The 23,382-nt window shown below is 72.4% G+C and carries 21 protein-coding genes; 13 read left to right on the top strand and 8 right to left on the bottom strand.

The window, feature by feature from the left end; translation table 11 throughout:
* Positions 1-4: 4 nt before the first annotated feature.
* Complete coding sequence (locus ACQPXD_RS41860) at positions 5-2,584, bottom strand: fibronectin type III domain-containing protein (protein ID WP_432828201.1); 2,580 nt, start codon at positions 2,582-2,584, stop codon at positions 5-7.
* Between the two features lie 116 nt (positions 2,585-2,700).
* Positions 2,701-3,963 carry a tetratricopeptide repeat protein gene (locus tag ACQPXD_RS41855; protein WP_432828199.1) on the bottom strand — a complete coding sequence of 421 codons (1,263 nt, stop codon included), beginning with the start codon at positions 3,961-3,963 and terminating at the stop codon, positions 2,701-2,703.
* 84 nt (positions 3,964-4,047) lie between these two features.
* On the opposite strand from ACQPXD_RS41855, the gene ACQPXD_RS41850 reads away from it, so the two are divergent.
* Positions 4,048-4,758, top strand: a complete 711-nt coding sequence (locus ACQPXD_RS41850) for a TetR/AcrR family transcriptional regulator (protein ID WP_432828197.1) — start codon at positions 4,048-4,050, stop codon at positions 4,756-4,758.
* A 205-nt stretch (positions 4,759-4,963) separates the two neighbouring features.
* Here ACQPXD_RS41850 and ACQPXD_RS41845 read toward each other — a convergent pair whose 3' ends face one another.
* Positions 4,964-5,866 carry an AraC family transcriptional regulator gene (locus tag ACQPXD_RS41845; RefSeq protein ID WP_432828195.1) on the bottom strand — a complete coding sequence of 301 codons (903 nt, stop codon included), beginning with the start codon at positions 5,864-5,866 and terminating at the stop codon, positions 4,964-4,966.
* A gap of 135 nt (positions 5,867-6,001) precedes the next feature.
* Between ACQPXD_RS41845 and ACQPXD_RS41840 the strand changes: the two genes are divergently transcribed.
* The 11 genes from ACQPXD_RS41840 to ACQPXD_RS41790 all read left to right on the top strand — a co-directional run bounded on the left by ACQPXD_RS41840 (position 6,002) and on the right by ACQPXD_RS41790 (position 17,668).
* Positions 6,002-6,463 (top strand): aldolase/citrate lyase family protein, encoded by a 462-nt coding sequence (locus ACQPXD_RS41840; protein ID WP_432828193.1) that lies wholly within the window; start codon positions 6,002-6,004, stop codon positions 6,461-6,463.
* 374 nt (positions 6,464-6,837) lie between these two features.
* Positions 6,838-9,561, top strand: a complete 2,724-nt coding sequence (locus ACQPXD_RS41835) for a sensor histidine kinase (RefSeq protein ID WP_432828191.1) — start codon at positions 6,838-6,840, stop codon at positions 9,559-9,561.
* Between the two features lie 58 nt (positions 9,562-9,619).
* Positions 9,620-10,012, top strand: coding sequence for a roadblock/LC7 domain-containing protein (locus tag ACQPXD_RS41830; RefSeq protein WP_432844150.1), 393 nt, complete (start codon positions 9,620-9,622; stop codon positions 10,010-10,012).
* Positions 10,009-10,587 (top strand): GTP-binding protein, encoded by a 579-nt coding sequence (locus tag ACQPXD_RS41825; RefSeq protein ID WP_432828189.1) that lies wholly within the window; start codon positions 10,009-10,011, stop codon positions 10,585-10,587. The genes ACQPXD_RS41830 and ACQPXD_RS41825 overlap by 4 nt, the downstream gene beginning before the upstream one ends.
* 46 nt (positions 10,588-10,633) lie before the next feature.
* On the top strand, positions 10,634-11,830 hold the full coding sequence (locus ACQPXD_RS41820; protein ID WP_432828187.1) for an ABC transporter substrate-binding protein: 1,197 nt from the start codon (positions 10,634-10,636) through the stop codon (positions 11,828-11,830).
* 4 nt (positions 11,831-11,834) lie between these two features.
* Positions 11,835-12,701 (top strand): branched-chain amino acid ABC transporter permease, encoded by an 867-nt coding sequence (locus tag ACQPXD_RS41815; protein WP_432828185.1) that lies wholly within the window; start codon positions 11,835-11,837, stop codon positions 12,699-12,701.
* The gene (locus tag ACQPXD_RS41810) at positions 12,698-13,747 is read left to right on the top strand and encodes a branched-chain amino acid ABC transporter permease (protein ID WP_432828182.1); all 1,050 of its coding nucleotides are present in this window, start codon (positions 12,698-12,700) and stop codon (positions 13,745-13,747) included. Before ACQPXD_RS41815 ends, ACQPXD_RS41810 begins: the two co-directional genes overlap by 4 nt.
* A 214-nt stretch (positions 13,748-13,961) precedes the next feature.
* Entirely contained in the window at positions 13,962-14,663 is a 702-nt protein-coding gene (locus tag ACQPXD_RS41805; protein ID WP_432828180.1) for an ABC transporter ATP-binding protein, read from the top strand.
* 172 nt (positions 14,664-14,835) lie between these two features.
* Entirely contained in the window at positions 14,836-15,537 is a 702-nt protein-coding gene (locus tag ACQPXD_RS41800; protein WP_432828178.1) for an ABC transporter ATP-binding protein, read from the top strand.
* A 308-nt stretch (positions 15,538-15,845) separates the two neighbouring features.
* Positions 15,846-16,724, top strand: a complete 879-nt coding sequence (locus ACQPXD_RS41795; protein ID WP_432828176.1) for an AraC family ligand binding domain-containing protein — start codon at positions 15,846-15,848, stop codon at positions 16,722-16,724.
* Positions 16,721-17,668, top strand: coding sequence for a DMT family transporter (locus ACQPXD_RS41790; protein WP_432828174.1), 948 nt, complete (start codon positions 16,721-16,723; stop codon positions 17,666-17,668). The genes ACQPXD_RS41795 and ACQPXD_RS41790 overlap by 4 nt, the downstream gene beginning before the upstream one ends.
* 487 nt (positions 17,669-18,155) lie before the next feature.
* Here ACQPXD_RS41790 and ACQPXD_RS41785 read toward each other — a convergent pair whose 3' ends face one another.
* Positions 18,156-18,929 (bottom strand): DUF308 domain-containing protein, encoded by a 774-nt coding sequence (locus ACQPXD_RS41785; RefSeq protein ID WP_432828172.1) that lies wholly within the window; start codon positions 18,927-18,929, stop codon positions 18,156-18,158.
* 165 nt (positions 18,930-19,094) lie between these two features.
* On the opposite strand from ACQPXD_RS41785, the gene ACQPXD_RS41780 reads away from it, so the two are divergent.
* Positions 19,095-19,448, top strand: coding sequence for a DUF2795 domain-containing protein (locus tag ACQPXD_RS41780; RefSeq protein WP_432828170.1), 354 nt, complete (start codon positions 19,095-19,097; stop codon positions 19,446-19,448).
* Between the two features lie 135 nt (positions 19,449-19,583).
* On the opposite strand, the gene ACQPXD_RS41775 is transcribed toward ACQPXD_RS41780, so the two are convergent.
* The 4 genes from ACQPXD_RS41775 to ACQPXD_RS41760 form a co-directional block, all read right to left on the bottom strand.
* Positions 19,584-20,150, bottom strand: a complete 567-nt coding sequence (locus tag ACQPXD_RS41775) for a PadR family transcriptional regulator (RefSeq protein ID WP_432828168.1) — start codon at positions 20,148-20,150, stop codon at positions 19,584-19,586.
* A gap of 346 nt (positions 20,151-20,496) precedes the next feature.
* Positions 20,497-21,108, bottom strand: a complete 612-nt coding sequence (locus ACQPXD_RS41770) for a transposase (protein ID WP_432827904.1) — start codon at positions 21,106-21,108, stop codon at positions 20,497-20,499.
* Positions 21,021-21,989 carry a transposase gene (locus tag ACQPXD_RS41765; RefSeq protein WP_432828166.1) on the bottom strand — a complete coding sequence of 323 codons (969 nt, stop codon included), beginning with the start codon at positions 21,987-21,989 and terminating at the stop codon, positions 21,021-21,023. Before ACQPXD_RS41765 ends, ACQPXD_RS41770 begins: the two co-directional genes overlap by 88 nt.
* A 283-nt stretch (positions 21,990-22,272) precedes the next feature.
* Complete coding sequence (locus ACQPXD_RS41760; RefSeq protein ID WP_432828164.1) at positions 22,273-23,361, bottom strand: S-(hydroxymethyl)mycothiol dehydrogenase; 1,089 nt, start codon at positions 23,359-23,361, stop codon at positions 22,273-22,275.
* Positions 23,362-23,382 lie beyond the last annotated feature (21 nt).

Below are 23,382 nucleotides of genomic sequence, written 5' to 3'. Positions count from 1 at the left end.
TCCATCAGCATTGCTTCAGCGGCCCGGTGCCGTTGGGCAGGTTGAGCCAGGCATACGGGATGTAGTTCTCACCCTTGAACTGGATCTTGATCCACTGGGTGCTCTTCTTGCCGCCGTAGGGCTCGGCGTTGATGCTCACGCTGGTGTTCGTCTGGCAGATCGCGACGTAGCTCTCCCCGTTGAAGACGTCCCCGATGCCGCTGCCGCTCTGCGACGGGGTCGTGTAGACCCAGATGCCGCCGCCCTGGGCGGTCTTCCCGCAGTAGCCGGGGTCGTTGCACACGACCGTGCCCTTGTAGACCGGCGTGCTGATCGACCCGGTGCCGCTCGCGGTCATGCCGGCCGTGTTGGTGACCGTCACGGTGTAGCTGTACGCCGTGTTGGGCCACAGCCCGTTCATCGTCAGCGAGCCCGAGCAGTTGGCCTCCACCGCCCCGACGCCGGCCACGTCGAGCTTGCACTTGGCCGGCGCGCCGCCGCCGTCGGTCGCGGTGAAGTGCGCGGTGATCGAGTTGAGCCCGGCGGTGTCGGCGCCGTCGTCGACGGTCATCTTGGGCTGGGCCAGGGTGTCCGCGGCGCCGGAGGCGGAGGCGCCCGGACCGGCCTTGTTGATCGCGCGCAGCGCGACGGTGACGTGCTCGGCGTCCTTGAACCCGCCGAACTCGTGGCTGAGCGCCGTGTCGATGGTCGTCTTCTGGCCGTTGACCGTGGCCTCGTAGCCGGTGATCGGCGCGCCGTTGTCGGCCGGCGCCTTCCAGCTGGCCACGACCGTGCCGCGCTTGGTGAGCACCGCCTTGACGCTCAGCGCGCCCGGGGCGCCCGGCTTGTTGAACGGCACCACCGACGGGCTCAGCGGCGACTGTGTCGAGCTCGCGCCGAGGTCGTTGATCGCGGCCACCTTGAAGGCCACCTGCGTGCCGTAGGGCAGGTCTCCGGCCGGCACCGTCAGCTGCGGCTGCGCGGACTCGTAGGACTTGGCCTCGGCGCTGGACACGGTGGTCACGACGTACTTGGCGATCTTGTGGCCCTGCCCGTTGGCGGCCGGCCAGGTCACCGCGACGGTGCCGTCGGGGTTGGCGGTCGCGGCCACGCTCGCCGGCGGGTCGGGCACGGCGGAGGTCGGCACCACCGGGCTGGCCGCCTTCTTCGGGCCGTTGCCCTTGGCATTGACCGCATAGACGGTGAACTTGTACGTCTGGCCGTTGGTCAGCCCGGCGATGTCCAGCGAGCGCAGGCTCGCGCCCACCTCGTGCACCTGCCCGTCGCCCTCGACCACGTACTTCGTCACCGCGCTGCCGTTGGGCGGGGCCGCGGTCCAGCTCACCCGGGCCGTCGCGTTACCGGCCACGGCGGTGACCCGGCCCGGCGCGCCGGGCGGGCCGACCGGCGGCTTCGTCGCCGGCGGGGGCGGCGGGGCCGGTGGGGCGTCGCCGCCGAGAACGTCGTTGGCATACTTGTCGACGGTGGTCACGTGGTTCTTGGCGTCCACCACCCGGGCGGTGGAGCCGCCGGGGGCGTTGATGAACATGCGGTCCTCGCGGACCTCGAGCTCCAGCGGCTGGCCGTCGGAGCGGATCCGGATCGGCTCGAGCGCCTTGCCCTGCGCGTCGAGCACGTAGACGGTGCCGCTGGTGTCGTCGGCGCAGTAGAACCGGGCCGACCAGGCCACGCACGGCTGCAGCTTGGGGCTGTTGCCGGGCACCGGGAAGTCGGTCACCTTCTCGTTGCTGACCACGTAGACGTGGCTGCCGTCGATCACGGTCACCGGCACGTCGCCGCCGACGGTGCGGCCGGGCATCGCGCCCTCGCCGTCCAGGCGCAGCGGCACCTTCTTCACCGTGTCGCCGCGCAGCGTGGTCAGCGTGGTGGCGGTCTTGTCCAGCACGGCCGCCCCGGAGTCCAGGATGGACAGTGCCAGGTCGTGGCTGGGGTCGGCGACCGTGACCGTCTTCACCTTCACCGGGTCGCCGGCGAACCCGCCGCCCTGGCCGCCGCCGGGGGAGGGCTTGCGGGCCGGCGCGGGCTGGATCGCCACGACCGTGCCCTCGGAGGGCACCAGCAGCCACAGCCGGCCGCTGTCGTCGAACGCGCCGCCGGAGATGCCGGGCGGGAACGCGATCGTCTCGCCGACCGGCAGCAGCGTCGCCGGGTCGAGCTGGCGGACCTGGCCCTGCACGGTGTCGACGATGAACGCGGTGTCGTCGTGCACGGCCACGGTCACCCCCAGGCCGGGCGTGGACTGCGTGGTCGCGCCGAGGCTGAGGCTGGACAGGTCCAGCACGCTGATCTTGCCGGTGTTGAGGTCGCGCAGCACCACGAACCGGTCGCTCTGGGTCACCTGCATCGTGTGACCCTGCGCATCGGTGATCTTCGTGCGGGTGTCGACCTTGCCGGTGACGCCGTTGACCCGGGCGAGCTCGCCCTTGTCGGTGCTCCACAGCCAGGAGCTCACGTCGAAGCTGGCCACGGCGTGGTTGGCGGCGCCGGTGCCGAACAGGGTCAGCCCCAGCACGACGACCAGGAGCACCACGGTGCCGAGCGTGACGAGCGCGCCGCTCTTGCGCGAGCGCAGGTTCAGTCGCATTCCGTCACCATCCCGGCCCCCTCCCCGAAACCGGCGCCCATCATATTCCCGTCGATGGGTGGGGGATACCCGCGGGCGCGGTCCGTGTCCTCACCGATACGCGGGGTGCTGCGTGGTCAGGTGCGCTTGGTGCAGACCAGGTCGGACAGCTGCACGTCCTGCGTGCCGTAGACGGCGGCCACGGTGAAGCAGTACTCGAGCTTGGCGTTGAGCCCGTTGATGGTGGCCCGCGTGGTGCCCGCGGTCAGGCCCTGCAGCTCGCGCATCGCGCCCTGGGCGCCGCCGGCCACGATGAACGGCACGGTGCCCTTCGACGGATCGGTCCAGGTCAGCGTGACGCTCGTCTTGTTGTCCTTGAGCGTGAGGTTGCCCGGCGCCCGCGGGTTGCCGCCCTGTCCGCCGGACGGCTCGGCCGGCTCCGGCGACGGCATGACGGACGGCCCGGCGGCCGGCGGGGGAGCGGTGGTGTCCTCGGGGCTCGCGGCGAGATACGCCACGCCCGCCGCGATCCCGCCGCCGAGCACGGCCACGACGACGATGACGAGGACGGCGGCGAGCGGCGAGCGGCGCGGCCGGCCGGGGGCCGGGCCCATCGGCAGCGGCGGTGCGGTGGCCGACGAGGGCGCGGCCGCGACCTGCCACTGCGGGCCGGACATCGGCTCGTAGTCGGCGCGCTGCAGCACGCCCGGTGCCACCCGCTGCCACGGCGCCGGCTCGTAGTAGTCCTCGTCCTCGTCCGCGTAGTAGTCGTCCTCCGGCGGCGCAGGCGGCTCCTCCGCGGGCGCAAACAGCTCCTCGGCAGGCGCGAACAGCTCCTCCCGAGGCGCGAACAGCTCCTCGGGAGGCGCGGGCGGCGAAACCGGCGCGGGCGGCGAGACCGGGGGAGGCGGCGCCGGGACGGGAGCAGGCGGCGGCGGGACCGGAGCGGGCACGTGGACCGGCGCGGAGGACGAGGGCAGGCCCAGGTATTCGCGGGCGGCGCGCACGCTGGGATGCTCCTCGCCGAGCGCCTCGGGCCCGAGCTTCACCAGCTGGCGGTACCGCCGCTTGGCCTCGAACACGTTGTCGAGCTCCACGGCGAGCTTCGCCAGCTCGAAGGACAGCCCGAGCATGACCGCGTGACCGTCGCCGAGCCGCCGCGCCCCGGCCTCGAGCCCCTCCTCGAGCAGCCGCCGCGCATCGCCCAGCTCGTCGATCTCGACGTAGTAGCGGGCCAGCTCCGCGGTCGCCGTCAGCACGTCGGGGTCGTCGGCCCCGGTCGCCGCGGCGGCGGTGGAGACCGCCCGGCCGAGCAGCGCGATCGCGCCCCGTTTGTCCCCTTGTGCGGCGATCGCCCGGGCTCCCTGCACGGCGTTGGCCAACTGCGCGGACGCGGACACGCCGATACTGTGCCTTGTCCCCCCTCCCGTTCGCCACTCGGCCGGCCAACGGATCGGCTTGTCCGGTCGCCGGATACTGGTCGGGTGGCGAAGGAACCGCGGGGCCCGCTGCCCGGCGCGCGCGAGGGCCGGGATCCCGCACGGGCGATCAAGCGCGGCCCGAGCCGCGTGCCGCCCGAGGTCGTCGCGGCCAACCAGCGGGAGCGGCTGTTCGACGCGCTGGTGCACACCGTGGCGGAGAAGGGCTACGCCAACGCGACGGTCAGCGACATCTGCCGGGCCGCCGGCGTGACCCGCCCGGCATTCTACGCCCTGTTCGCCGGCAAGGACGACGCCCTGATCGCGACCTACCGCCACGGCACCGACCTGCTGCTCAAGCTCATGGAGGACGCCTACCGCGCCGAGCCCGCCTGGCGCGACGGCGCCCGCGCCGCCCTGCGGGTCATGCTCCAGGTCCTCGCCGAGCTGCCGGCCTTCGCCACGACGGCGGTGGTGGAGATCGATGCGGCCGGCCCGCACGCCCGCGCGGAGCGGGCCCGGTTGCTGCGCCGCTTCGATCGCTTCTTCGCCGACGCCCCGCGCGCGCCCGGCCTGCCGATGCCGGAGGAGCTGGTGGAGACCGTCATCGGCGGGATCTACGCGACGGTGTACCGCTACGTCGCCGCCGGCCGCGTCGACCGGCTGCCGGCGCTGTTGCCGACCCTGTCGTACTTCACGCTGGTGCCGTTCGTCGGCCCGCAGGAGGCGGCGCGGGAACTGTCGGGCAAACCGGCGGAATGCCGCATCGGCCCCTGATTCCCCGCTTTTGCGGAAACCGACCTGCGAACCGGGAATTCCGCCGCCGGGCTGTGCCCGATTTATCCGACATTTCCTTTAAATGAGTTGTCGCAAATGGCGAAGCACTATGCGGTACCACTGAATCAACGATTGTCGCTCCCTCGGCGTTACGGCCGGTTTTCGAAACGGACGCACGGGCGGGCGGAATCGTCGATGAATGCGGCTACGCGGTGCGCGGCGTCAGCCGGCCCGGCAGCGCCGAGCGCTGGTGCGGCACCCGGGGCGCGGGCGAGCGGTGCAGCAGCGCGCGGAACGAGCCCGGCGACTGCCCCGTCTCGCGGGCGAAGAAGCGGCCGAAGTTGGTCGGCTCGTCGAAGCCCAGTTGCCGGCCGACGTCGGCGGCCGGCAGGGAGCTGGTGGCCAGCAGGCGCTTGGCCTCCAGGGCCACCCGCTCGTCGATGAGCTGCTTGGCGCTGCGCCCGGTGACCGCGAGGCTGGCCCGGGTGAGCGTGCGCACCGAGCACCGCAGCTGCTCGGCGTAGTCCTCCACCCGCCGGTGCCGCACCTCCCGCTCCAGCTCGCGGCGCAGCATCCCGATGAGCAGGTCGGCCGGGCCGCGCCGGGGCTCGGGCGCCAGCGCCGCGATGCGCATGAGCAGCACCGCCACCGAGTGGGCCAGCAGCGTCTCGCCGAACGGGGTGCCGCCGTAGCGGACCTGGTCGACGCCGATCTGCGCGATCTCGGCGACGATCGCCTCCTCGTCCTCCCCGGCGGGCTGCCAGCAGGCCGGGGCGAACGGGTCGGTGACCAGCTCCGGCAGCGACAGCGGCAGGTCGGACAGCGGCAGCTCGGGCAGGATCGCCGGGGAGAAGCTCAACACCGTCGCGTCGAAGCCGGCCTGCCCGCCGAACTGGTGCACCTGGCCTGGGCGGCCCCATAACAGCGTGCCGGGGCGGCAGCCGTAGGTCACGAAATCCAGCCCGTGCGTGCCCTGCCCGGCGCTGACCAGGATGACGACGTGGTCGGCGGTCCGCACGGGTGAGCGCCCGACCGGCAGGTCGCTGAGTCGCGCCGCGCCGACGGGGTCACCGGTGTGGCCGCCGGTAAGGCCGCCGAAACTGACCATGACCTGCCCGACTGTACCGAAGGCAGGCCAATCGGCAACCGTTGGAACGACTTACACCCGGATGCCAGCGACCGCGAGCTCCGCGATGCGGACCTGCTCGAACGCGGCGATGCAGGACGGCAGGCGGTCCGCCGGATGGCCGTCGGCGGCCTGGCCGGGGTCTGCCCGTCCGCGGCCGCCTCCGCCCCGGAACTGGCCGCCCTCGCCGCGGCGCTCGCCGAGGCGGAGGAGGCGGCCGGGCTGCCGGTCGGGCACCTCGCCGTCATGCCGGCGGTGGAGACGGCGGCCGGGGTGCTGGCGGCCGCCGAGCTCGCCCGGGTGCCCCGGGTCGTGCGGCTGCTGCTCGCCGAGGCGGCCCTGGTGGCCGAGCTGCGCCTGGTGCCCGGCCCGGACGAGCGCGAGCTGCTCTCGGTGCGCTCGACGGTCGTGACGGCCAGCGCCGCGGCCCGCGTCGGACCGCCGGTCGCCGACGTTTGCCCTGATCAGGGGCGGTTTGCCGAGTCGTCGGCCAACCTGCGCCGGCTCGGCTTCGGCGGGCGGCTCTGCGCCGGGCCGGAGCAGCTGGAGCTTGCCGCGCGGATATTTGTATGCGCATGACATTGCCTGGAAAACATATTTCTGCGAGACAATGAGTAACCCCGCGTGTCGTTGACATCGCATTCTGTGACTGTTTCGGTTCCGTAAAGTCTGAGTCACGTGGGGGTTGCTTCCATCGGAAGATGTCAGTCAAATATCCCGCCGGTACAGCCGTTTGGGTCCGTACGGGTTGCCTAACAACCAGCGAACGGATGAGTAGGAATGAGGCGAACGTCGCTCGATCACGTACGTCGGTATTGACACAGATCGGCCGACCTGTGATTGTGCACAACGTCGATGCGAGAGCCGGGGTATTGGACGCCGAGTGTGTCCGTTCCGGCTCGGTTCCGCGTCTGACGTGTATTGTCAATCTCGGATGCCTGCGGGGACTTTTCGTGACCCAAAGCCAGAGCTCGCTTCCCGTGCCCGCCCAACGGCAGGGTCGCGACCCACGGCAAAGCCCCGACCGCCGGCCCACCCGCCACACCGCTGCGCTGGTCCGGCGCGATCAGCCGCCCCCACCGCCGCGCCGCGGCGTGGAGCGCGGCCAGCAACGCACGGGCCGCCGTATCGTCGACCAGCTGCGCCTGATCGTCGCGCTGCCGCTGGTCGCCGTGGTCGTGTTCGCCGGCGTCGCGTTCGTCTCCACCGTGCAGGAGGTGAACCGGGCGCGCACCCTGCAGGACCTTGCCGCGCTCGCCACCAACGCCGGTGGCCTCGCCCACGCGCTCCAGCGCGAACGGGCCGCGGCGGTCAACGTCGTGCTCCGGAACGATCCGTCCCTGACGGACGCGTTCCAGCAGCAGACGATGCTGACCGATGACGCCGTCCACAACTACCAGCAGCGACGCCAGAGCCTCTCCGGCGGTGGCGACGCGGACACCCTCAACCGCATCGACAGCGGTCTCGCGGCCCTCGCCGGCCTGCGCGACCAGGTCCGCAACGACAAGCGGGCGTCGGTCTCCGCTGTCGCCTTCGGGTACCGCATCCTCATCGCCGACCTGCTGGCCTACCGCGAGTCGGTGGCCCGCTCGGGTGCGCCCACGGACCTGGCCGACGAGATCCGCGCTGCGGCCGCGCTCTCCCGCGCCTCCGAGGCGATCGGCCAGCAGCAGGCGGCCGTGCTGCGGGCGCTCGCGGCCGGTCAGCTGACCCCCGCGCTGCAGCAGGAGATCACCGCCACCCGCACCAGCTTCACCGAGGCGTCGGTGTCGTTCTCCCAGCTCGCCCCGGCCGAGTGGCGCACCTGGTACGAGCAGGCCAACGTCGGCGACCAGGTCATCGTCGCGCAGCGGCTGCAGGACCAGGTCGGGCGCACCGCGGTCGGCGCCGTCATGGGGGGCGGCGGCGGGCTCGACTCGGCCGCCTGGATCAACGCGATGTCCGGCTGGGAAGGCCTGATGTACCAGGTCGAGCAGCAGGTCGACGAGAGCATCGAGCAGTCCGTCGCCAGCCTGCACGACCAGCAGCTGACCCGCGCCGCGGTGCAGAGCGCCGGCGTGGCGGTCGTGCTGCTCGTCGCGATCGTCCTCACCGGTTTCGTCGCCCGGCGGCTGACCCGGCGGCTGCGCTACCTGCAGGACGCCGCCCAGACCGTCGCCTACGAACAGCTGCCCGCGGTCGTGGCCGAGCTGCGCGCCGCGGCACCGGGCACGGTCGATCCGGACGAGGTCGCCGATCGCGCCTCGTCCACCCTGGTGGTCGGCGGCTCAGACGAGGTCACCGACGTGGCCCAGGCCTTCCGGGCGGTCCACCGCGAGGCGGTCCGGATCGCCGGTGAGCAGGCCGTCATGCGCTCCAACGTGGCCGAGATCTTCGTCCACCTCTCCCGCCGCGAGCAGCGACTGGTCGACGCGGTGCTGGCCCAGGTCGACAAGGTCGAGCGCGACGAGACCGACCCGGACCGGCTGCAGGACCTCTACCAGCTCGACCACCTGGCCACCCGGATGGCCCGGATCAACCTGAGCCTCCTGGTGCTCGGTGGTTCCGGCGCGGCCCGCGTGCGCCGCGAGGACGCGCCGCTGGGCAAGGTCCTGCAGGCCGCGATCTCCCAGATCGAGCACTATGTGCGGGTCCGCTTCGGCAGCGTCGACGACGACGTCGCGGTCGTGGCCGAGGCGGTCGACGAGATCGTGCACCTGCTCGCCGAGCTGCTGGACAACGCGACCGGCTACTCGCCGCCGGAGTCCGAGGTCTGGGTGACCGGCCGGGCGCTGGGCGACCGGGTCATCGTGCAGGTCGTGGACAACGGCGTCGGCCTCTCCCCGACGCGGCGTGACCAGCTCAACGTGCTGCTCGCGCACCCGCCGGCGATCGACATCGCCGCCGTGCGAGCCATGGGTCTCACCGTGGTCGGACACATCGCCGCGCGATACCACATCTCCGTGCAGCTACGCCCCGGCCAGCACACCGGGACCCTCGCCGAGGTGGTCATCCCCAAGGAAGTGTTCCGCCCGATCATGGCCTCGGAGCGCGGACCGCAGCTGCCACCGGCCACCGTCACCGTCGGGGCGCCCGAGCGCAACAGCGGCAACGGTTCCCGCCCCGGCGGCGACCTGTTCACGCCCCAGCAGCGCCCGGCCGAGCCGAGCCTGTTCGATGTGCCGGCGCAGCAGTGGCCGACGCAGGAGCTGACGACGGTGGCGGCGCCGGTGGCCCCGCCCCGCCCGGCGCCGCCGCAGCCCGCGCCGCCCGGGCCCGGGATGTGGCCGCCGCTGCCCGAGCCGCCGGTGCCGGCGCTGCTCTCCGCGGCCGACGAGGCGATCGAGCTACCCATCTTCCAGTCGGTCAACGGCTGGTTCCGCACCACCGAGCCGCTGGGGGGTGGCGGCTACGAGGAACCAACAGCAGTAACAGCAACGGAGCCGCTGAACTGGGAATCCGGTGCGGACGTCGGTTGGCAGGTCGCGGCGCAGGCCGCGACGCCGGAGGTCAGCTCCACGACCTCCGCGGGCCTGCCGGTCCGAGCGGCCGGTCGGCACCTCGTGCCGGGCGCCGTCGAGCCGACCCAGCGCCCCGGCACGCCGACCGTGGTCGCGCAGAAACGCGATCCCTCGGCGGTGGCCGCAGCTATGTCGGCCTATGCTCGCGGCGTCGCGAACCGGCGCCAGCAAGGCTGAGCCGGGATTCCGGGGGGAACCGTCGATGTATCTGCAACAGCTGGAGAGGACCACTTCTGTGACCGACCCGAGTAATCTCGGTTGGCTGCTGGATAGCTTCGCGAGCCGCACGCCAGACGTCAGCCATGCGCTGGCGATCTCCACCGACGGGCTCGTGCTGGCTCATACCCGGGCGCTGCCCCGGGATCGGGCCGACCAGCTCGCCGCCACCGGCAGTGGTCTCGTTGCGCTTCTCGCCGGTGCCGCCCGCTTCTTCGACGCCGGCCAGGTCATCTCGAACGTGACCCAGCTCGACGGCGGGTTCATGTTCTGCATGGCGTTCAGCGACGGCGCATCGATGCTGGTGCTCGCCTCGCCCCACGCGGACGTAGGCAAGGTCTCCTACGAGATGACCGAACTGGCCAACCGGATCGGCGACGCCCTCACCCCCGCCGTGCGGGGCCCGTCGTGACCGACCCCCATCGTCGCGGACGCCCGACCGCAGTAAAGATCATCATCGCGGGCGGCTTCGGCGCGGGTAAGACCACGCTGGTCGGTGCCATCTCGGAGATCCCCCCGGTCACGACCGAGGCCGTGATGACCGCCGCCAGCCTCCCGCACGACGACGCCTCCCTGGTGCCGGACAAGGGCAGCACCACGGTGGCGATGGACTTCGGCCGCATCACGCTCTACTCCGATCTCGTCCTCTATCTGTTCGGTACCCCGGGCCAGAAACGCTTCTGGTTCATGTGGGACGAGCTGTGCCGGGGCGCGATCGGTGCGGTCGTCATCGCGGACACCCGGCGGCTGGCGGACTGTTTCGGCGCGATCGACTTCTTCGAGAACCGCCGTCTGCCCTACGTCGTGGCCGTGAACAACTTCGACGGCGCGCCGCGGTACCACCTCGAGGACATCCGCGACGCGTTAGCGGTGCACCGCAGCGTGCCCATGCTCAACGCCGACGTGCGGTCGCGGGCATCGGCCAAGGAGATCCTCGTCTCCGTGACCGAGCACGCCCTCGCGCAGCGCGCCACGGCTCGCCGATAGCGCCACCGATTCTGCCGATAGAGAACCCCCTCTCTCAAGGAGAACCATGCCCCTGCAACGACGACTGGTCAGCCTCGTGGCGGCCGTCGGCCTGGTGTTCGGCGCCGCTGCGTGCGCCAACTCGGACGACTCATCCTCCGGTGGCTCCGGAGGAACCGCGTCCACGCTCAAGATCGGCTTCCTCGGCTCGTTGAGCGGCACCTACCAGGCGGTCGGCACCGACCTGAAGAACGGCTTCGACCTGTACCTCAAGATGCACGACGGCAAGCTCGGCGGCCACCCGATCGACCTGAAGGTCGCCGACGAGGGTGACGGCGCGCAGACGGCGGTGCCGGCCGCGACCAAGCTCATCAAGGACGAGAAGGTCGTCGCCATGACCGGCCTGGTCGGCGGTGGCTCGGTGGCCGCGGTCGTGCCGCTGCTCAAGGAGGCCAAGATCCCGCTGATCGGCTCCAACGGCCGGCCCGACCTCAAGGACCAGGTCGACGGCGTGTGGACGACGAGCTTCATGTCGTCCGACCCCGGTCAGTCGATCGCGCAGTACATCAAGGACAAGGTCAACGGCCCGGTCTTCGCCATCGGCCCGGACTACCAGGGTGGCTACGACGAGGTCGGCGGCTTCACCACCGAGTTCGCCAAGGTCGGCGGGACGCTCGCCAACCCCACCGGCAAGACGCTGTGGACGCCGTTCCCGCAGACCACGAACTTCCTGCCGTTCTTCAGCCAGATCAAGTCCAGCGGCGCCAAGGCGGTCTACACCTTCTACGCCGGTAAGGCCGCGATCGACTTCATCAAGCAGTACAAGCAGTCCGACATCAAGGACATCCCGCTGTACGCGGCGTTCGTGACCGAGGGCTCCGTGCTGCAGGCCGAGGGTGACGCCGCCAAGGACGTCTACACCGTCTGCAACTACTCGCCCGACCTCGACAACGAGGAGAACCGCAAGTTCGTCGCCGAGTGGCGCAAGGCCTACCCGGACGCCACCCCGACCACCTACGCGATGGCGTCCTACGACGCGGCCGCGGTGCTGGACCGGGCCATCGGCGCCGCCGGTGCCGACCCGACCCCCGAGGCGATCAACGCGCAGGTCGCGAAGCTGGGCCAGATCTCCAGCCCGCGCGGTCAGTGGCAGTTCGGCAAGAACCACGCGCCCATCCAGAAGTGGTACCTGCGTCAGGTCCGCAACGACGGCCGCGCCCTGGCCAACGTCCTGGTGCAGGACCTGGCGACGGTCGGCGCTTAGTTCCTTGGACACATACCTGATCCCGGCGGTCGACGGCGTGGCCTATGGCCTGCTGCTGTTCGTCGTCGCCGCCGGGCTCACCCTCGCCTTCGGCGTCGGAGATGTGCTCAACCTGGCTCACGGCACGCTCTTCGTGTTCGGCGCCTACGCCGCCGCGAAGATCAGTGACGGGAGCTGGCTGTCGCTCGCGCTCGCGGTGCTTGTCGGCACCGCGGCCGCGGGCGGCGGCGGGGCGCTGCTGTCGGTCATGCTGGTCCCGCTGTCCGGCCGCGGCCACCTCGCGCAGGCCCTGCTCACGTTCGGCGTCGCCCTCGTCGCCGGCGACCGGCTCACCGCCCTGTTCGGCAAGGACGACCTCCCGGTGGTCGTGCCCGGGGCGCTCGACAAGCCGGTCAGCCTGGCCGGGCACGTCTACCCCGGGTACCGGCTGGCCTTCATCATCGTCGCCGCGCTCATCGCCGCCGGCCTCGGCCTGCTGGTGGCCCGCACCCGCGTCGGCGGGCTCGTCCGGGCCACGGTCGACGACCGCGACATGGTCGCCATGCTCGGCGTTTCCCCGTTCGCGGTGCGCACGGGTGTCCTGGCCGGCGCGGGCGCCCTGGCCGGGCTGGCCGGCTCGCTCGGCGCCCCCATCATCGGCCCCGGCCCGCGCACCGCCGACCTGGTCCTCATGCTCTCCCTCGTCGTGGTCGTGCTCGGCGGCATGGGCTCGATCTCCGGCGCCCTGGTCGCCGCGATCGCGGTCGGCGAGGTGCAGACGGTCGGCGTCACGGTGGCCCCGGTCGTCGCCCCCTTCCTGCTGTTCGGCGCCATGGCGATCGCGCTTGCCGCGCGCGCCCGCGGCCTGCTGCCCTCGAGGCGATCCGCATGAGATTTCTGTGGTACCTCGTGACGGCGGCGCTGCTCGCGCTGCTGGTCTCGTTCGCGTGGACGCTCAACGAGTTCGCGACCGAGATGCTGACCCGGATCCTCATCATCGGCCTGCTCGCGGTCAGCGTCGCCCTGCTCACCGGCGTCGCCGGCCTGCCAACCCTGGGCCAGACCGCGCCGTATCTCGTCGGCGCCTACACCACGGCCATCCTCGTGCAGCACGACGTCGACCTCGGCATCGTGCAACTGCTCGCCGCGGCCGCCGCCGGCGCCCTCTTCGCCCTGCTCACCGCCCCGCTGGTGGTCTACGCCCGGGGCGTCGTGGTGCTCATGATCACCTTGGCCCTCGGCGAGCTGACCTCGACCATCGCCGGCCGCTGGAAGTCGGTGACGCACGGTACCGACGGCCTGATCGCCCTCGGCACCGTCACGCCGCTGCCCGGCCTGGCGGCCCTGAAGACGGACGACTCGGTGTATCTCTACACGCTCGCCGTCGTCGCGATCCTCGTCGGCCTGCTGCTGCTCGTGCTGCGCTCCCCGGCCGGCGCCCTGCTGCGCGCCACCCGCGACGACGCGCGCCGGATGCGAGCCAGCGGCCACCCCGTCGGCGGCTACCTCACCGGCGCCTACGTCGGCGCGGGCGCCCTGGCCGGCGTCGCCGGCGCGCTGCTGATCACCTCCCAGTCGTACGTCTCCCCGGGCGACGGCGGCTTCGACGTGGCGGCCCTGATCCTGCTGGCGGTGGTGATCGGCGGCGCCACCTCGATGATCGGCGCCCTGATCGGCGCCGGCCTGGTGGTGGCCACCCGCGACTGGCTGGCCGATGCCGGGCACGCGCCGCTGTTCCTCGGGCTGCTGTTCATCGTCTGCGTGTACGTCCTGCCCAACGGCCTGCTGGGCGAGCACGCCCCGCTGAACGCCCTCTTCCGGCGCCGCCGCCGGGCCGCCCCGCCGCCGCCCTCCGCACCTCCGCCCACGGCCCCCGGCACCGCCCTCTCCGGCGCGGCCAGCACGGCCGACGCCCCCGGCTCGGGGGTGGCGCGATGACACAGCTCCGCTCCGCCTGCGCCACCCGGCGCGGCGGCCACGGCCGGCGCCTCGGGGCCGAGCGTGGCGCCATGATCCTGCTCCGCTCCGCCGCCCGCGCCGTCCGGCGTGGGGGGCACGGCCGGCGCCATGAGGCCTGGGGTGGCGCGATGATCCCGGTTCGCCCTGCCGGGCTCTCCGGCGCCGCCGATGCGCTGGGATCGGGGGTGGCGCGGTGATCCTGCGGGTGCAGAACCTCGGCCGCCGTTATGGCGACCTGGCCGCGCTCGACGGCGTCGCCGTCGAGCTGGAGCCGGGGGAGCGGCGGGCCCTCATCGGTCCCAACGGCGCCGGCAAGTCGACGCTGCTCAACCTCGTGGCCGGGGCGCAGCGGCCGACCTCCGGGCGGATCCACTTCGCCGGGCGGGACGTGACCCGGATGGCGCCGGCCCGCCGGGCCCGGCTGGGCATCGGGCGCACCCACCAGCACCCGGCTGTCTACCCCACCCTGTCCGCGCTGGACAACGTGCTCGTCGCCGCGCGCCGCCCGTGGGGCCGGCTGCGGCCGGGCGCGCGGGACTTCCTGGGCGCGGTCGGGCTGGCCGACGTCGCCCGCACGCCGGCCGGGGCACTGTCGCACGGCCAGCGCCGCCAGCTGGAGCTGGCCATGGCCCTGGCCGGGGAGCCCGCGCTGCTGCTGCTCGACGAGCCGGCCGCCGGCCTCGCCCCGCCGGAGGTGGAGCTGCTCGCGAGCCTGCTCGCCACGCTGCCGGCCGGGGTCGCGGTGCTGCTGGTCGAGCACCACCTCGACCTGGTCTACGGCTTCGCCGACCGGGTCACCGTGCTGCACTCCGGCCGCCACGTCCACACCGGCACCGTCGCGGAGACGCGCCGCTCGCCCGAGGTCGCCGCCGCCTACGCCGGGGTTCGGCCGTGATCGGCCCGAATGGCTCGGGAGACGCGTCGCTTGCCGGAGGTCGCCGCCGTCTCCGCCGGGGGTCGGCCGTGATCGGCCCGAATGGCTCGGGAGACGCGTCGCTCGCCGGAGGTCGCCGCCGTCTCCGCCTGGGTAAGACCATGATCCGCCTCGATGGCTCGGGAGGCAAGCCGTGACGCTCATCGTCGAGGGGCTGCGGGCCGGATACGGCGGTGGTACCGTCCTGCACGGCGTCGATATCACCGTCCCGACCGGCACCGCGCTGGCCGTCCTCGGGCGCAACGGTGCGGGCAAGACCACGCTCGTGCACACGATCTGCGGGCTGCTGAAGGCGAAGGGCGGCAGCGTGCGGCTCGACGACGCCGAGCTGGCCGGCCGCCCCGCACACCGGGTGGCCCGGGCCGGCGTCGCGCTGGTGCCCCAGGGCCGGCGGGTGTTCCCGAGCCTGACCGTCGACGAGCACCTGCGGCTGTCCGGCCGCCGGGGCGAGTGGACGGTGAAGCGGGTGCTCGAGCTCCTGCCCCGCCTCGGCGAGCGCCGCCGCAACCACGGCGACCAGCTCTCCGGCGGCGAGGCGCAGATGCTCGCCATCGCCCGCGCGCTGCTCACCCAGCCCCGGCTGCTGCTGCTCGACGAGCCGTGCGAGGGGCTCGCGGTCGAGCTGGCCGAGCGCGTCCGCGCGGTCGTGGCCGAGCTGGCCCGCGGCGGCTTGACGGTGCTGCTGGTGGAGCAGCAACCGGAGCACGCCCTCGCCGTCGCCGACCGGGTCGCGCTGCTCGCGGACGGCATGGTCGCGGCCACCCACACCGCCGACGAACTGCGCCGCGACCCGACCCTGACCGACCGCGTACTGAGCGTCGCGGGTCACGCCTAACCTCGCTGCGGGGGTTGCGTTCGGCGGACTCGCGGGTCATGCCCGGCCCCGCTTCGGGGTTGCGTTCGGCCGCCGCCGGCCGTTCAGCGTCGCGGATCATGCCCGGCCCGCTTCGGGGTTGCGTTCTGCGGCCGCCGGCCGTTCAGCGTCGCGGATCATGCCCGGCCCGCTTCGGGGTTGCGTTCTGCGGCCGCCGGCCGTTCAGCGTCGCGGGTCACGCCTGACCCGCTTCGGGGTCCGCGTTCGGCGGACATCGGGTGCTCAGCGTCGCGGGTCACGCCGGCCGGTTTCCGGGTTAAGTTCGGTGGATGGGTGAGACGGCGCGCTGGACCCGGTTCGACGACGGCTGCCACTCGCTCGACCTGCTGACGGCCAGCTACCGGCGGCACGCCTTCACCCGGCACTCGCACGTAACGTACGCGATCGGCGTCGTGACGCGCGGCGAGGAGCAGTTCCACTACCGCGGCGCCCTGCGCCGGGCGGGCGTCGGCAGCCTGGCGATCCTCGAGCCGGACGAGCCGCACGACGGCATGGCGGCGCGGCCCGAGGGCTGGACCTACCGGGTGCTGTACCCGACGGAGGAGCTGCTGTTCGACGGCCGTTCCGGGCGGGCGGCGTTCCGCGAGCCGATCGTCGAGGACCCGCGCACGGTGTACCTGGTCCGCTCGGCGCACGAGGAGCTCACGGCCGGCGCCGACCCGCTGGCCGCGCACTCCAAGCTGGTCTGGGCCTTCGCGGCCGTCATCGAGCGGCACGGCACCGCCCACCCACGCCCCGGCGGCCCGCGCGCCGCCCGCCCGCGCCCGGTCGGCCCGCGCGCGGCCGATCCCGCCGCCGTCCGCAAGGTCGCCGAGATCCGCGACCGCCTGCTGGCCGACCTGCGCTGTGCGCCGAGCCTGCGGGAGCTTGCCGCCGGAGTGGAGCTCTCGCCGTACCACATGTTGCGTGTCTTCCGCGACGCCACCGGCTTCCCGCCGCACGCCTGGCTGGTGCTCGAACGCGTCTGCCACGCCCGCCATCTCCTGGCTGCCGGCCGCACGCCGGTCGAGGTCGCCGGCGCCGCGGGTTTCGCCGACCAGGCCCACCTGACCCGCTGGTTCAAGCGCGTGACGGGCGTCACCCCGGCCGCATTCCGCAACAGCGTTCAAGACGCCACCCGTCCCGCCCGCGTGCAATCGGGGGCATGAGTCGTCGTGGCTGGATCCTCTTCGGCGCCATGTGCGTCGTCTGGGGCATCCCCTACCTGCTGATCAAGATCGCGGTCCGCGAGATCGGCCCCGCCGAGCTGGTCTTCCTGCGCACCGCCCTGGGTGCCCTCCTGTTACTGCCGATCGCCCTCGCCCGCCGCGAGCTGCGCGCGTCGCTGCGGCCGTGGCTGTCGCTGATCGTGTACACGGTCGTCGAGATCGGCCTGCCGTGGCTGCTGCTCTCGGACGCCGAACGGCACGTGGACAGCTCCTTCACCGGTCTGGTCATCGCCGGGGTACCGCTCGTCGCCGCCGTCCTGGCCCGCCTGACCAACCGCGCCGAGCGCCTCACCGCCACCCGCGTCACCGGCCTGCTCGTCGGCTTCGGCGGGGTCGCGGTGCTGCTCGGCTTCCACACCGGCGCCGGCGGCGTGGTGCCGCTGATCGAGCTCGGGGGCGTCGTGGTCTGCTACGCGATCGGCCCGCTCATCATCGAACGCCGGCTGTCCTCGGTGCCCCGCTACGGCGTAGCCGCGGCGTCGCTGGTGGTGGGCGCGGTGATGTTCGCGCCGGTGGCGGTACCAAATCTGCCGGAACTGGCGCGGCACGTGAGTCCTCGCCCCGCGCTGGCCGCTCTCGCCCTGGCCGTGGTGTGCACCGCTTTGGCGTTTGTGTTGTTCTTCGCGCTGATCGCGGAGGTCGGCGGGGTACGCGCCACCGTGATCACGTTCGTCAACCCGGCGGTCGCGGTGCTGCTCGGCGCGCTGGTCCTGGGCGAGGACGTCACGCCGCTCACGGTGGTGGCGTTCGCGCTGATCCTGGCCGGTTCGGTCCTGGCCACTCGCCGCCGCACCGCCACCTCTCCAACGAACCCGGCCGCCGCCCCTGACCAACCGGCCGCCGCCCCTGGCCAACCGGCCCTCGAACCAACGGCCGACCGATAAGTCCAGACACTTCGTGTCCGGACTTATCGGACTTATACCCCGTCAGGCGAAAAGTCCGATATGTGCGAAATTGCGGCGGCCTCGTCGGCGAGAAGTCTCCGTGATCATGCTTGACGCGCTTCCCGCACCACGTGTTTTTCGTGATCACGGAGCGAAAATGTACACATAGGTACCGTTTGTCTCCGCGATCATGGAAAACCCGTGGTGCCGGGGCGGCGGGTGCAGGATCGCGGAGAGTTTGTGCCGGTTGCGGCCGGGCCGACGCAGGCACCGGGAGTCGCGGCTGTGGACGTGACAGCGTCGCGCCGCTCGCCCAGCCGTGCGCCGGACCGGCGCCCCAGCGTGGATCGCTCGCACGGGGGAAGAGGCGGCATCGCTGGCGGTAAGGCGGTCGGTCTGATGCGTCGGGGCGCGGCCCGGGGTGGGCCGCGCCCCGACGCCGGGCCGGTTCGGTGTCAGCTGAGCCGGTTCCTGGGAGCCATCCGGATCACCAGTCCTTCATCCAGGGCAGCTGGGTGTCCAGCCAGTCCTTGAGCCGGGCGACCTGGTCGGTGTGGCTGTCGAGCCAGCCGACCTGGCCGGTCAGCGCGAGAATGCCGAAGACGACGGCGGTACCGCTCACCAGCACCCCGAGCGTCCCCAAGCCCCGCCCGGCCACGTTGGGGCGCACGCCGGCGATGATACCGCCGAACGAGAACACCAGGCCGAGCGCGCCGACGGCGATCGCCCACGGGGCGAGCAGCCCGGTCAGCGCCGCCGCGACGCCCACGATGCCGAGGATGAGTCCGAGGGTGGCCAGCAGGCTGACCCGGGCGGGCGCCTGGCGTGCCGGCACCGGCTCGGCGACCGTGTCCGGCTCGCGATCGATGGTGCGCTTGAGCGACGCGGTGTCGCGGTCCCGGTCCACCACGCCGACGGCGGGAATGGTACCTGTCGCGCCGGCCTCGGCCCGGTCGTCCACACTGTTGCCGTTGCGGTGGCGGCCGAGCCGCCAGGTCCGGGTCTCGCCCGCGGCCTCCGTGCGGTCCGCCACGCCGTCGCGGTCACGGTCGACCCCGCGGCGCTCCGCCCGTTCTGCCACGACGTTGCGGTCAGGGTCGACCCCGCGGCGCTCCGTCCGGTTGTCCACGCCGTCGCCGTCGCGGTCGACCGCGGGCTGCTCGACGCGGAACCCGTGGGGCCGCTCGGCGCCGTCGTCGACCCCGTCGCCGTCGTGGTCGGTCGCGCTGCGACCGCCGAACAGCTGCCCGATGCGTGCCACTGTGTGCTCACCTCCTGCGAAGCGCCCGGTCCGGCACGCCGGGGGGAGTCTCGGTGTGCGGGTATCGGGCGAGATGCCACTCGCGTACCCAGACGCGCCGAGTCTCAATCGAGGGTGAGCAGTTTGGGGGAGCTTTGCCCGGGTACCTCCGCTTTCATGGATGCCATGCAGCGAGGGAACACGAAGCACGGCGCCGTCCTGGACGACCGGCTCCAGCGGGAGGCCGTGGACGAGGTGCGCCGGGTCGACCCGGAAGGCGAGGGTACGCGCACCGGCGGCGCGCCGCCCGGCATGACGGCCGACGACGTCGAGGCGCGGAGCAATCTCGGACGGTACATCCCGAAAGCCAGCCTGCCGGGCGACCGCGACGACCTGATCGCCGGCGCGTCCGAGATGAACGCGCCGGACGAGGTGCTGACGGTGCTCGAGCGTTTGCCCGAGGGTCAGGTGTACGACACCGTCAACCAGGTGTGGGCGGCGCTGGGCGGCCGGAACGAGGATCCGGCGCGGCGGCCGTGACCGTCGTGCCGCCCGGCGGCACCGGCGCCGGAGCGGGCGCGGGCGCCGGGCGGATCGTCCACCATCGCATGGTGATCCCTTCCGCGCGGCCGGTTTCCGGGGCCCGCACGCCCCGGAAACCGCGTGTGTGTTCGGTCAGTCGGCGAGGATGGCGTACAGCTTGCGCCGGGTCTCGGTGAGCACCGCCAGCGCCTGAGCGCGCTGCTCGTCCGTGCCGTTGAAGCCGACCTGCCGCAGGGCGTCCATGATCCCGAACGCGGCGTCGCGGAACTCCTGCGCCTGGGAGACGTTCTCTTCCCCGTACTCCTGCCAGGGCGCGTTCTGCGCCGCGGTCTCGGCCTCGGGTCGACCGGTGTCGGTGAGCACGAACCGCTTGCGCCCACCGCTCTCCTCGGCGGTGATGAGCCCCTCGTCCTCGAGCATCTGCAGCGTGGGGTAGATCGAGCCCGGACTGGGCCGCCAGATGCCGCCGGTGCGCTGCTCCAGCTCCTGAATCATTTCGTAGCCGTGCATGGGCCGCTCGTGCAGCAGCGCCAGCACCGCCTGGCGGACGTTTGGCCGGCCGCCGCGGGAGCGCCCCCGGCCGTGCCCGTGTCCGTGCCCCCAGCCACGCCCGCCGCCGGGCGGCGGGAAGGGCGGGATGAAGCCGCCGAACCCGCGTTGCCACGAGCCGGCGTCGAAGAATCCGTGTCGCGACCTCATGATCGCATCCCCCATTCGTCGAACTACGTTCCTGATACCTCGACGATATATCGGGAACCTATCGCCGACAACCCCTCCCGATAGTCTCTTGCTCGACATGTCGCGGCGCGGCGGCGATCGATCACGCTCCGTGACACCAGGCGCTCCGCGCCGGGGCCGCCGCCGTAACCGATCCGGCGCCGCGCCGCCCACCCGATCGCGCCCACCCGATCGCGGCCACCGTGACCCCGCGCCCGCGGCGACCGGAAGTCTCCGCGATCATGCCGAACGCGGCATCGACACCACCGGTTTTTCATGATCACGGAGCGACGATGTACCCCTGTGTACCAAATGTCTCCTTGGGGATTTAAGTCTTTGGTTTGGTTGTGGCGTTGGGGTTGCGGCCTTTGGGGTGGCCGGTGTTGGCGGGTCGGCCCTTCTTGATCACGGGTTGGCGGGTTCGGGGATTCTTGTTGGTCGATCCTTTGGGTCGGCCGGGGCCGGGCCGGGCGGGTTTCGGCGCACGGGCCGGGGTGGGCAGGGCGGCGACAGTATGGCGAAATACCCGGCGGACCCGGCGGGGGGAGAGCCGGTCGGGGTGGCAGGGTTGTTCCCAGGGCAGGCGCCGGTCGGCGGCCAGGGGTCTGGCCAGGTGGAGTTGGGCGAGGGCGAGGGCGACCAGCCAGGTCCACCGTTCGGCCTGGTCTGGATCGAGGGGGGTGTGCCGGGTCCAGCCGAGGTCTTGTTTGGCGAAGCGGAAGACGTGTTCGATGGTGTAGCGGTGTTGGTAGGCCTCGGCGAGCATGGGCAGGTCGAAGCTGCCTGGCGGGCCGGCCCACCACAGCCACCAGACTTGGGTGCGCCCGGCGGGGGTGGTGTGGTCCTGGCGGATCAGGGTGCCCTCGATGATGTCGGTGCCGGTCCATTTGCGGCGTTGGCGGGGTTCGGGGTGGTAGTGGTGCCAGGCCCGGGTCCGCACCGTGCCGCCGGCGCCGGCGCCGGCGCTGGTGGTGGTGGTGTGTTCGGCGTCGGGGGTGGGCCAGGTGTCGGGCTCGTCGAGGGCGAAGCGGGGGCCGTGTTTGCGGGCCCGGCCGGGCGTGCCCGGCTGTTTTGCTGGGGGCGGGCGAAGAACACCCGGTCGCTGCGCAGCCGCACGAGCAGTTGGGCGCTGTCGGGGCGGTGCTGGGTGAGGTAGATCGGGCAGTAGCGGGCGTCGAGCAGGAACACCAGCGGCACCCCGGCGGTCGCGGTGCCGGCGGCGTGCAGCCGGGTGGTCACGTCGGTGATCTGGGCGGCGGTGACCTCGTTGGCGTTGTCGGCGGTGCCGATCCGCCGCACGTCCACCGGCAGGCCCCACGACCCCCGCCTCACCCGGCCGGCCCCGCCGGTCGCGGGGGATGCGGCGCCGGGGCCGGTGTCGAGGCCGACCTGGCAGGCCCACTGCATCGACCAGCCCGGCACTGCCGGCGACCCGCCGGTGTGGTCGCGTTCGGCGGCGTACTGCATGCCGATGTCCGGGACGTACCGGGTGTCCGGCCGGGGGAACTTCGAGCTGTCCACCCCCAGCAGCAGTACCCGGCCGGGCCGGACCTGCCCGGCCAGCAGCGTCCCCGCCGCGGCCGGGTGCACCTGGCCGTGTTCCAGGGCCTGGTACACGCTGCCGTGCCCGCGGCGCAGCACCGGCTCGAACGTCAGTTCTGCCACCGACCCCACCCGCCCGCCCCCGGCCAGGGCATCGACCAGCTCGAACAGGGTGTCCGCCCACCGGCCGAAACAGCGGTACACCGCGGTGCGGAACTCGGCCAGCGCCCGCAGTGCCTGGTCGGGGGCGGATGATGGGACACCCAGCGGGTGCGGCACAATGATCTCCAACGGCTGGCTTGGCGTTTCCTGATCTTGGTCGATCTGGATCATGCCAAGACAGCCGCCCTTTTTGCACCCCCGTTACCGATCCGCAACCAAGATCACCGATGGCGCTTAAATCCCCAAGTCTCCGCGATCATGGAAAACCCGCGGTGCGGCCGAGGCGGCACGCATGATCACGGAACATTCGTGCACCCGAGTTCGATCAGAACCCGCTAAATCGTGAAATGTCCGAAAAGTCCGGCGACGGAGTCGCCGGACTTTTCGTGATAAACGGGGGCTAGTCGAGGACGATCACCGAGCGCAGGACCTCGCCGCGCTCCATCTTGTGGAAAGCTTCCTCCACGTCGCCGAGGGAGCCGGTCTCCGTCACGAACTTGTCCAAAGGTAGGCGGCCCTGCTGGTACAGGTCGATCAGGACGGGGAAGTCGCGGGTCGGCAGGCAGTCGCCGTACCAGCTGGATTTGAGCGCCCCGCCGCGGCCGAAGACCTCCAGGAACGGCAAGGTGAGCTGCATGTCGGGGCGCGGCACGCCGACCAGCACCACCGTGCCGGCCAGGTCGCGGGCGAAGAACGCCTGCTCGTACACCTGCGGCAAACCGACCGCCTCGATGACCACGTCGGCGCCGAAGCCACCGGTCAGGCCCCGGATCGCCGCGACCGGGTCGGTCTCGCGGGAGTTGACCACGTGGGTGGCGCCGAACTCGCTCGCCCAGGCGAGCTTGCGCGCGTCGACGTCGACCCCGATGATCGTCGTCGCCCCGGCCAGGCGGGCGCCGGCGATCGCGGCGTTGCCGACGCCGCCGCAGCCGAAGACCGCGACCGAGTCGCCGCGGCCGACGTTGCCGGTGTTGATCGCGGCGCCGATGCCGGCCATGACGCCGCAGCCGAGCAGGCCCGCGACCGTGGCGGGGGCCTGCGGGTCGACCTTGGTGCACTGGCCGGCGGCGACCAGCGTGTGCTTGAGGAAGGCGCCGATGCCCAGGGCGGGGGACAGCGGCGTGCCGTCGGTCAGGGTCATCTTCTGCGTGGCGTTGTAGGTGCTGAAGCAGTACCACGGGCGCCCGCGCAGGCACGCCCGGCAGTGCCCGCACACGGCCCGCCAGTTGAGGATCACGAAGTCGCCGGGGGCCACGTCGGTCACGTCCGGGCCGACCGACTCCACGACGCCGGCCGCCTCGTGGCCGAGCAGGAACGGGAAGTCGTCGTTGATACCGCCCTCGCGGTAGTGCAGGTCGGTGTGGCAGACCCCGCAGGCCTGGATCTCCACCCGGGCCTCGCCGGGGCCCGGCTCGGGGACGACTATGGTCTCCAGGCTGACGGGTCGGCCCTTGCCGAGGGCGACCACGCCTTGCGTCTCGATAGGCATACAGGCGTTACTACCAGAGAA

The organism is Dactylosporangium sp. CA-092794, from assembly GCF_050948465.1.
In the GTDB taxonomy this organism is placed as follows: domain Bacteria; phylum Actinomycetota; class Actinomycetes; order Mycobacteriales; family Micromonosporaceae; genus Dactylosporangium.
The sequence above is the reverse complement of the archived record's forward strand: the minus strand, read 5'-3'. Positions and strand labels throughout refer to the sequence as shown.

Bases quoted from the DNA above. Each gene is read 5' to 3' on its own strand.
- ACQPXD_RS41860 (WP_432828201.1), bottom strand. From the start codon at position 2,584: ATGCGACTGAACCTGCGCTCGCGCAAGAGCGGCGCGCTCGTCACGCTC.
- ACQPXD_RS41845 (WP_432828195.1), bottom strand. From the start codon at position 5,866: ATGGTCAGTTTCGGCGGCCTTACCGGCGGCCACACCGGTGACCCCGTC.
- ACQPXD_RS41840 (WP_432828193.1), top strand. From the start codon at position 6,002: ATGGCCGTCGGCGGCCTGGCCGGGGTCTGCCCGTCCGCGGCCGCCTCC.
- ACQPXD_RS41820 (WP_432828187.1), top strand. From the start codon at position 10,634: ATGCCCCTGCAACGACGACTGGTCAGCCTCGTGGCGGCCGTCGGCCTG.
- ACQPXD_RS41810 (WP_432828182.1), top strand. From the start codon at position 12,698: ATGAGATTTCTGTGGTACCTCGTGACGGCGGCGCTGCTCGCGCTGCTG.
- ACQPXD_RS41795 (WP_432828176.1), top strand. From the start codon at position 15,846: ATGGGTGAGACGGCGCGCTGGACCCGGTTCGACGACGGCTGCCACTCG.
- ACQPXD_RS41790 (WP_432828174.1), top strand. From the start codon at position 16,721: ATGAGTCGTCGTGGCTGGATCCTCTTCGGCGCCATGTGCGTCGTCTGG.
- ACQPXD_RS41780 (WP_432828170.1), top strand. From the start codon at position 19,095: ATGCAGCGAGGGAACACGAAGCACGGCGCCGTCCTGGACGACCGGCTC.
- ACQPXD_RS41775 (WP_432828168.1), bottom strand. From the start codon at position 20,150: ATGAGGTCGCGACACGGATTCTTCGACGCCGGCTCGTGGCAACGCGGG.
- ACQPXD_RS41760 (WP_432828164.1), bottom strand. From the start codon at position 23,361: ATGCCTATCGAGACGCAAGGCGTGGTCGCCCTCGGCAAGGGCCGACCC.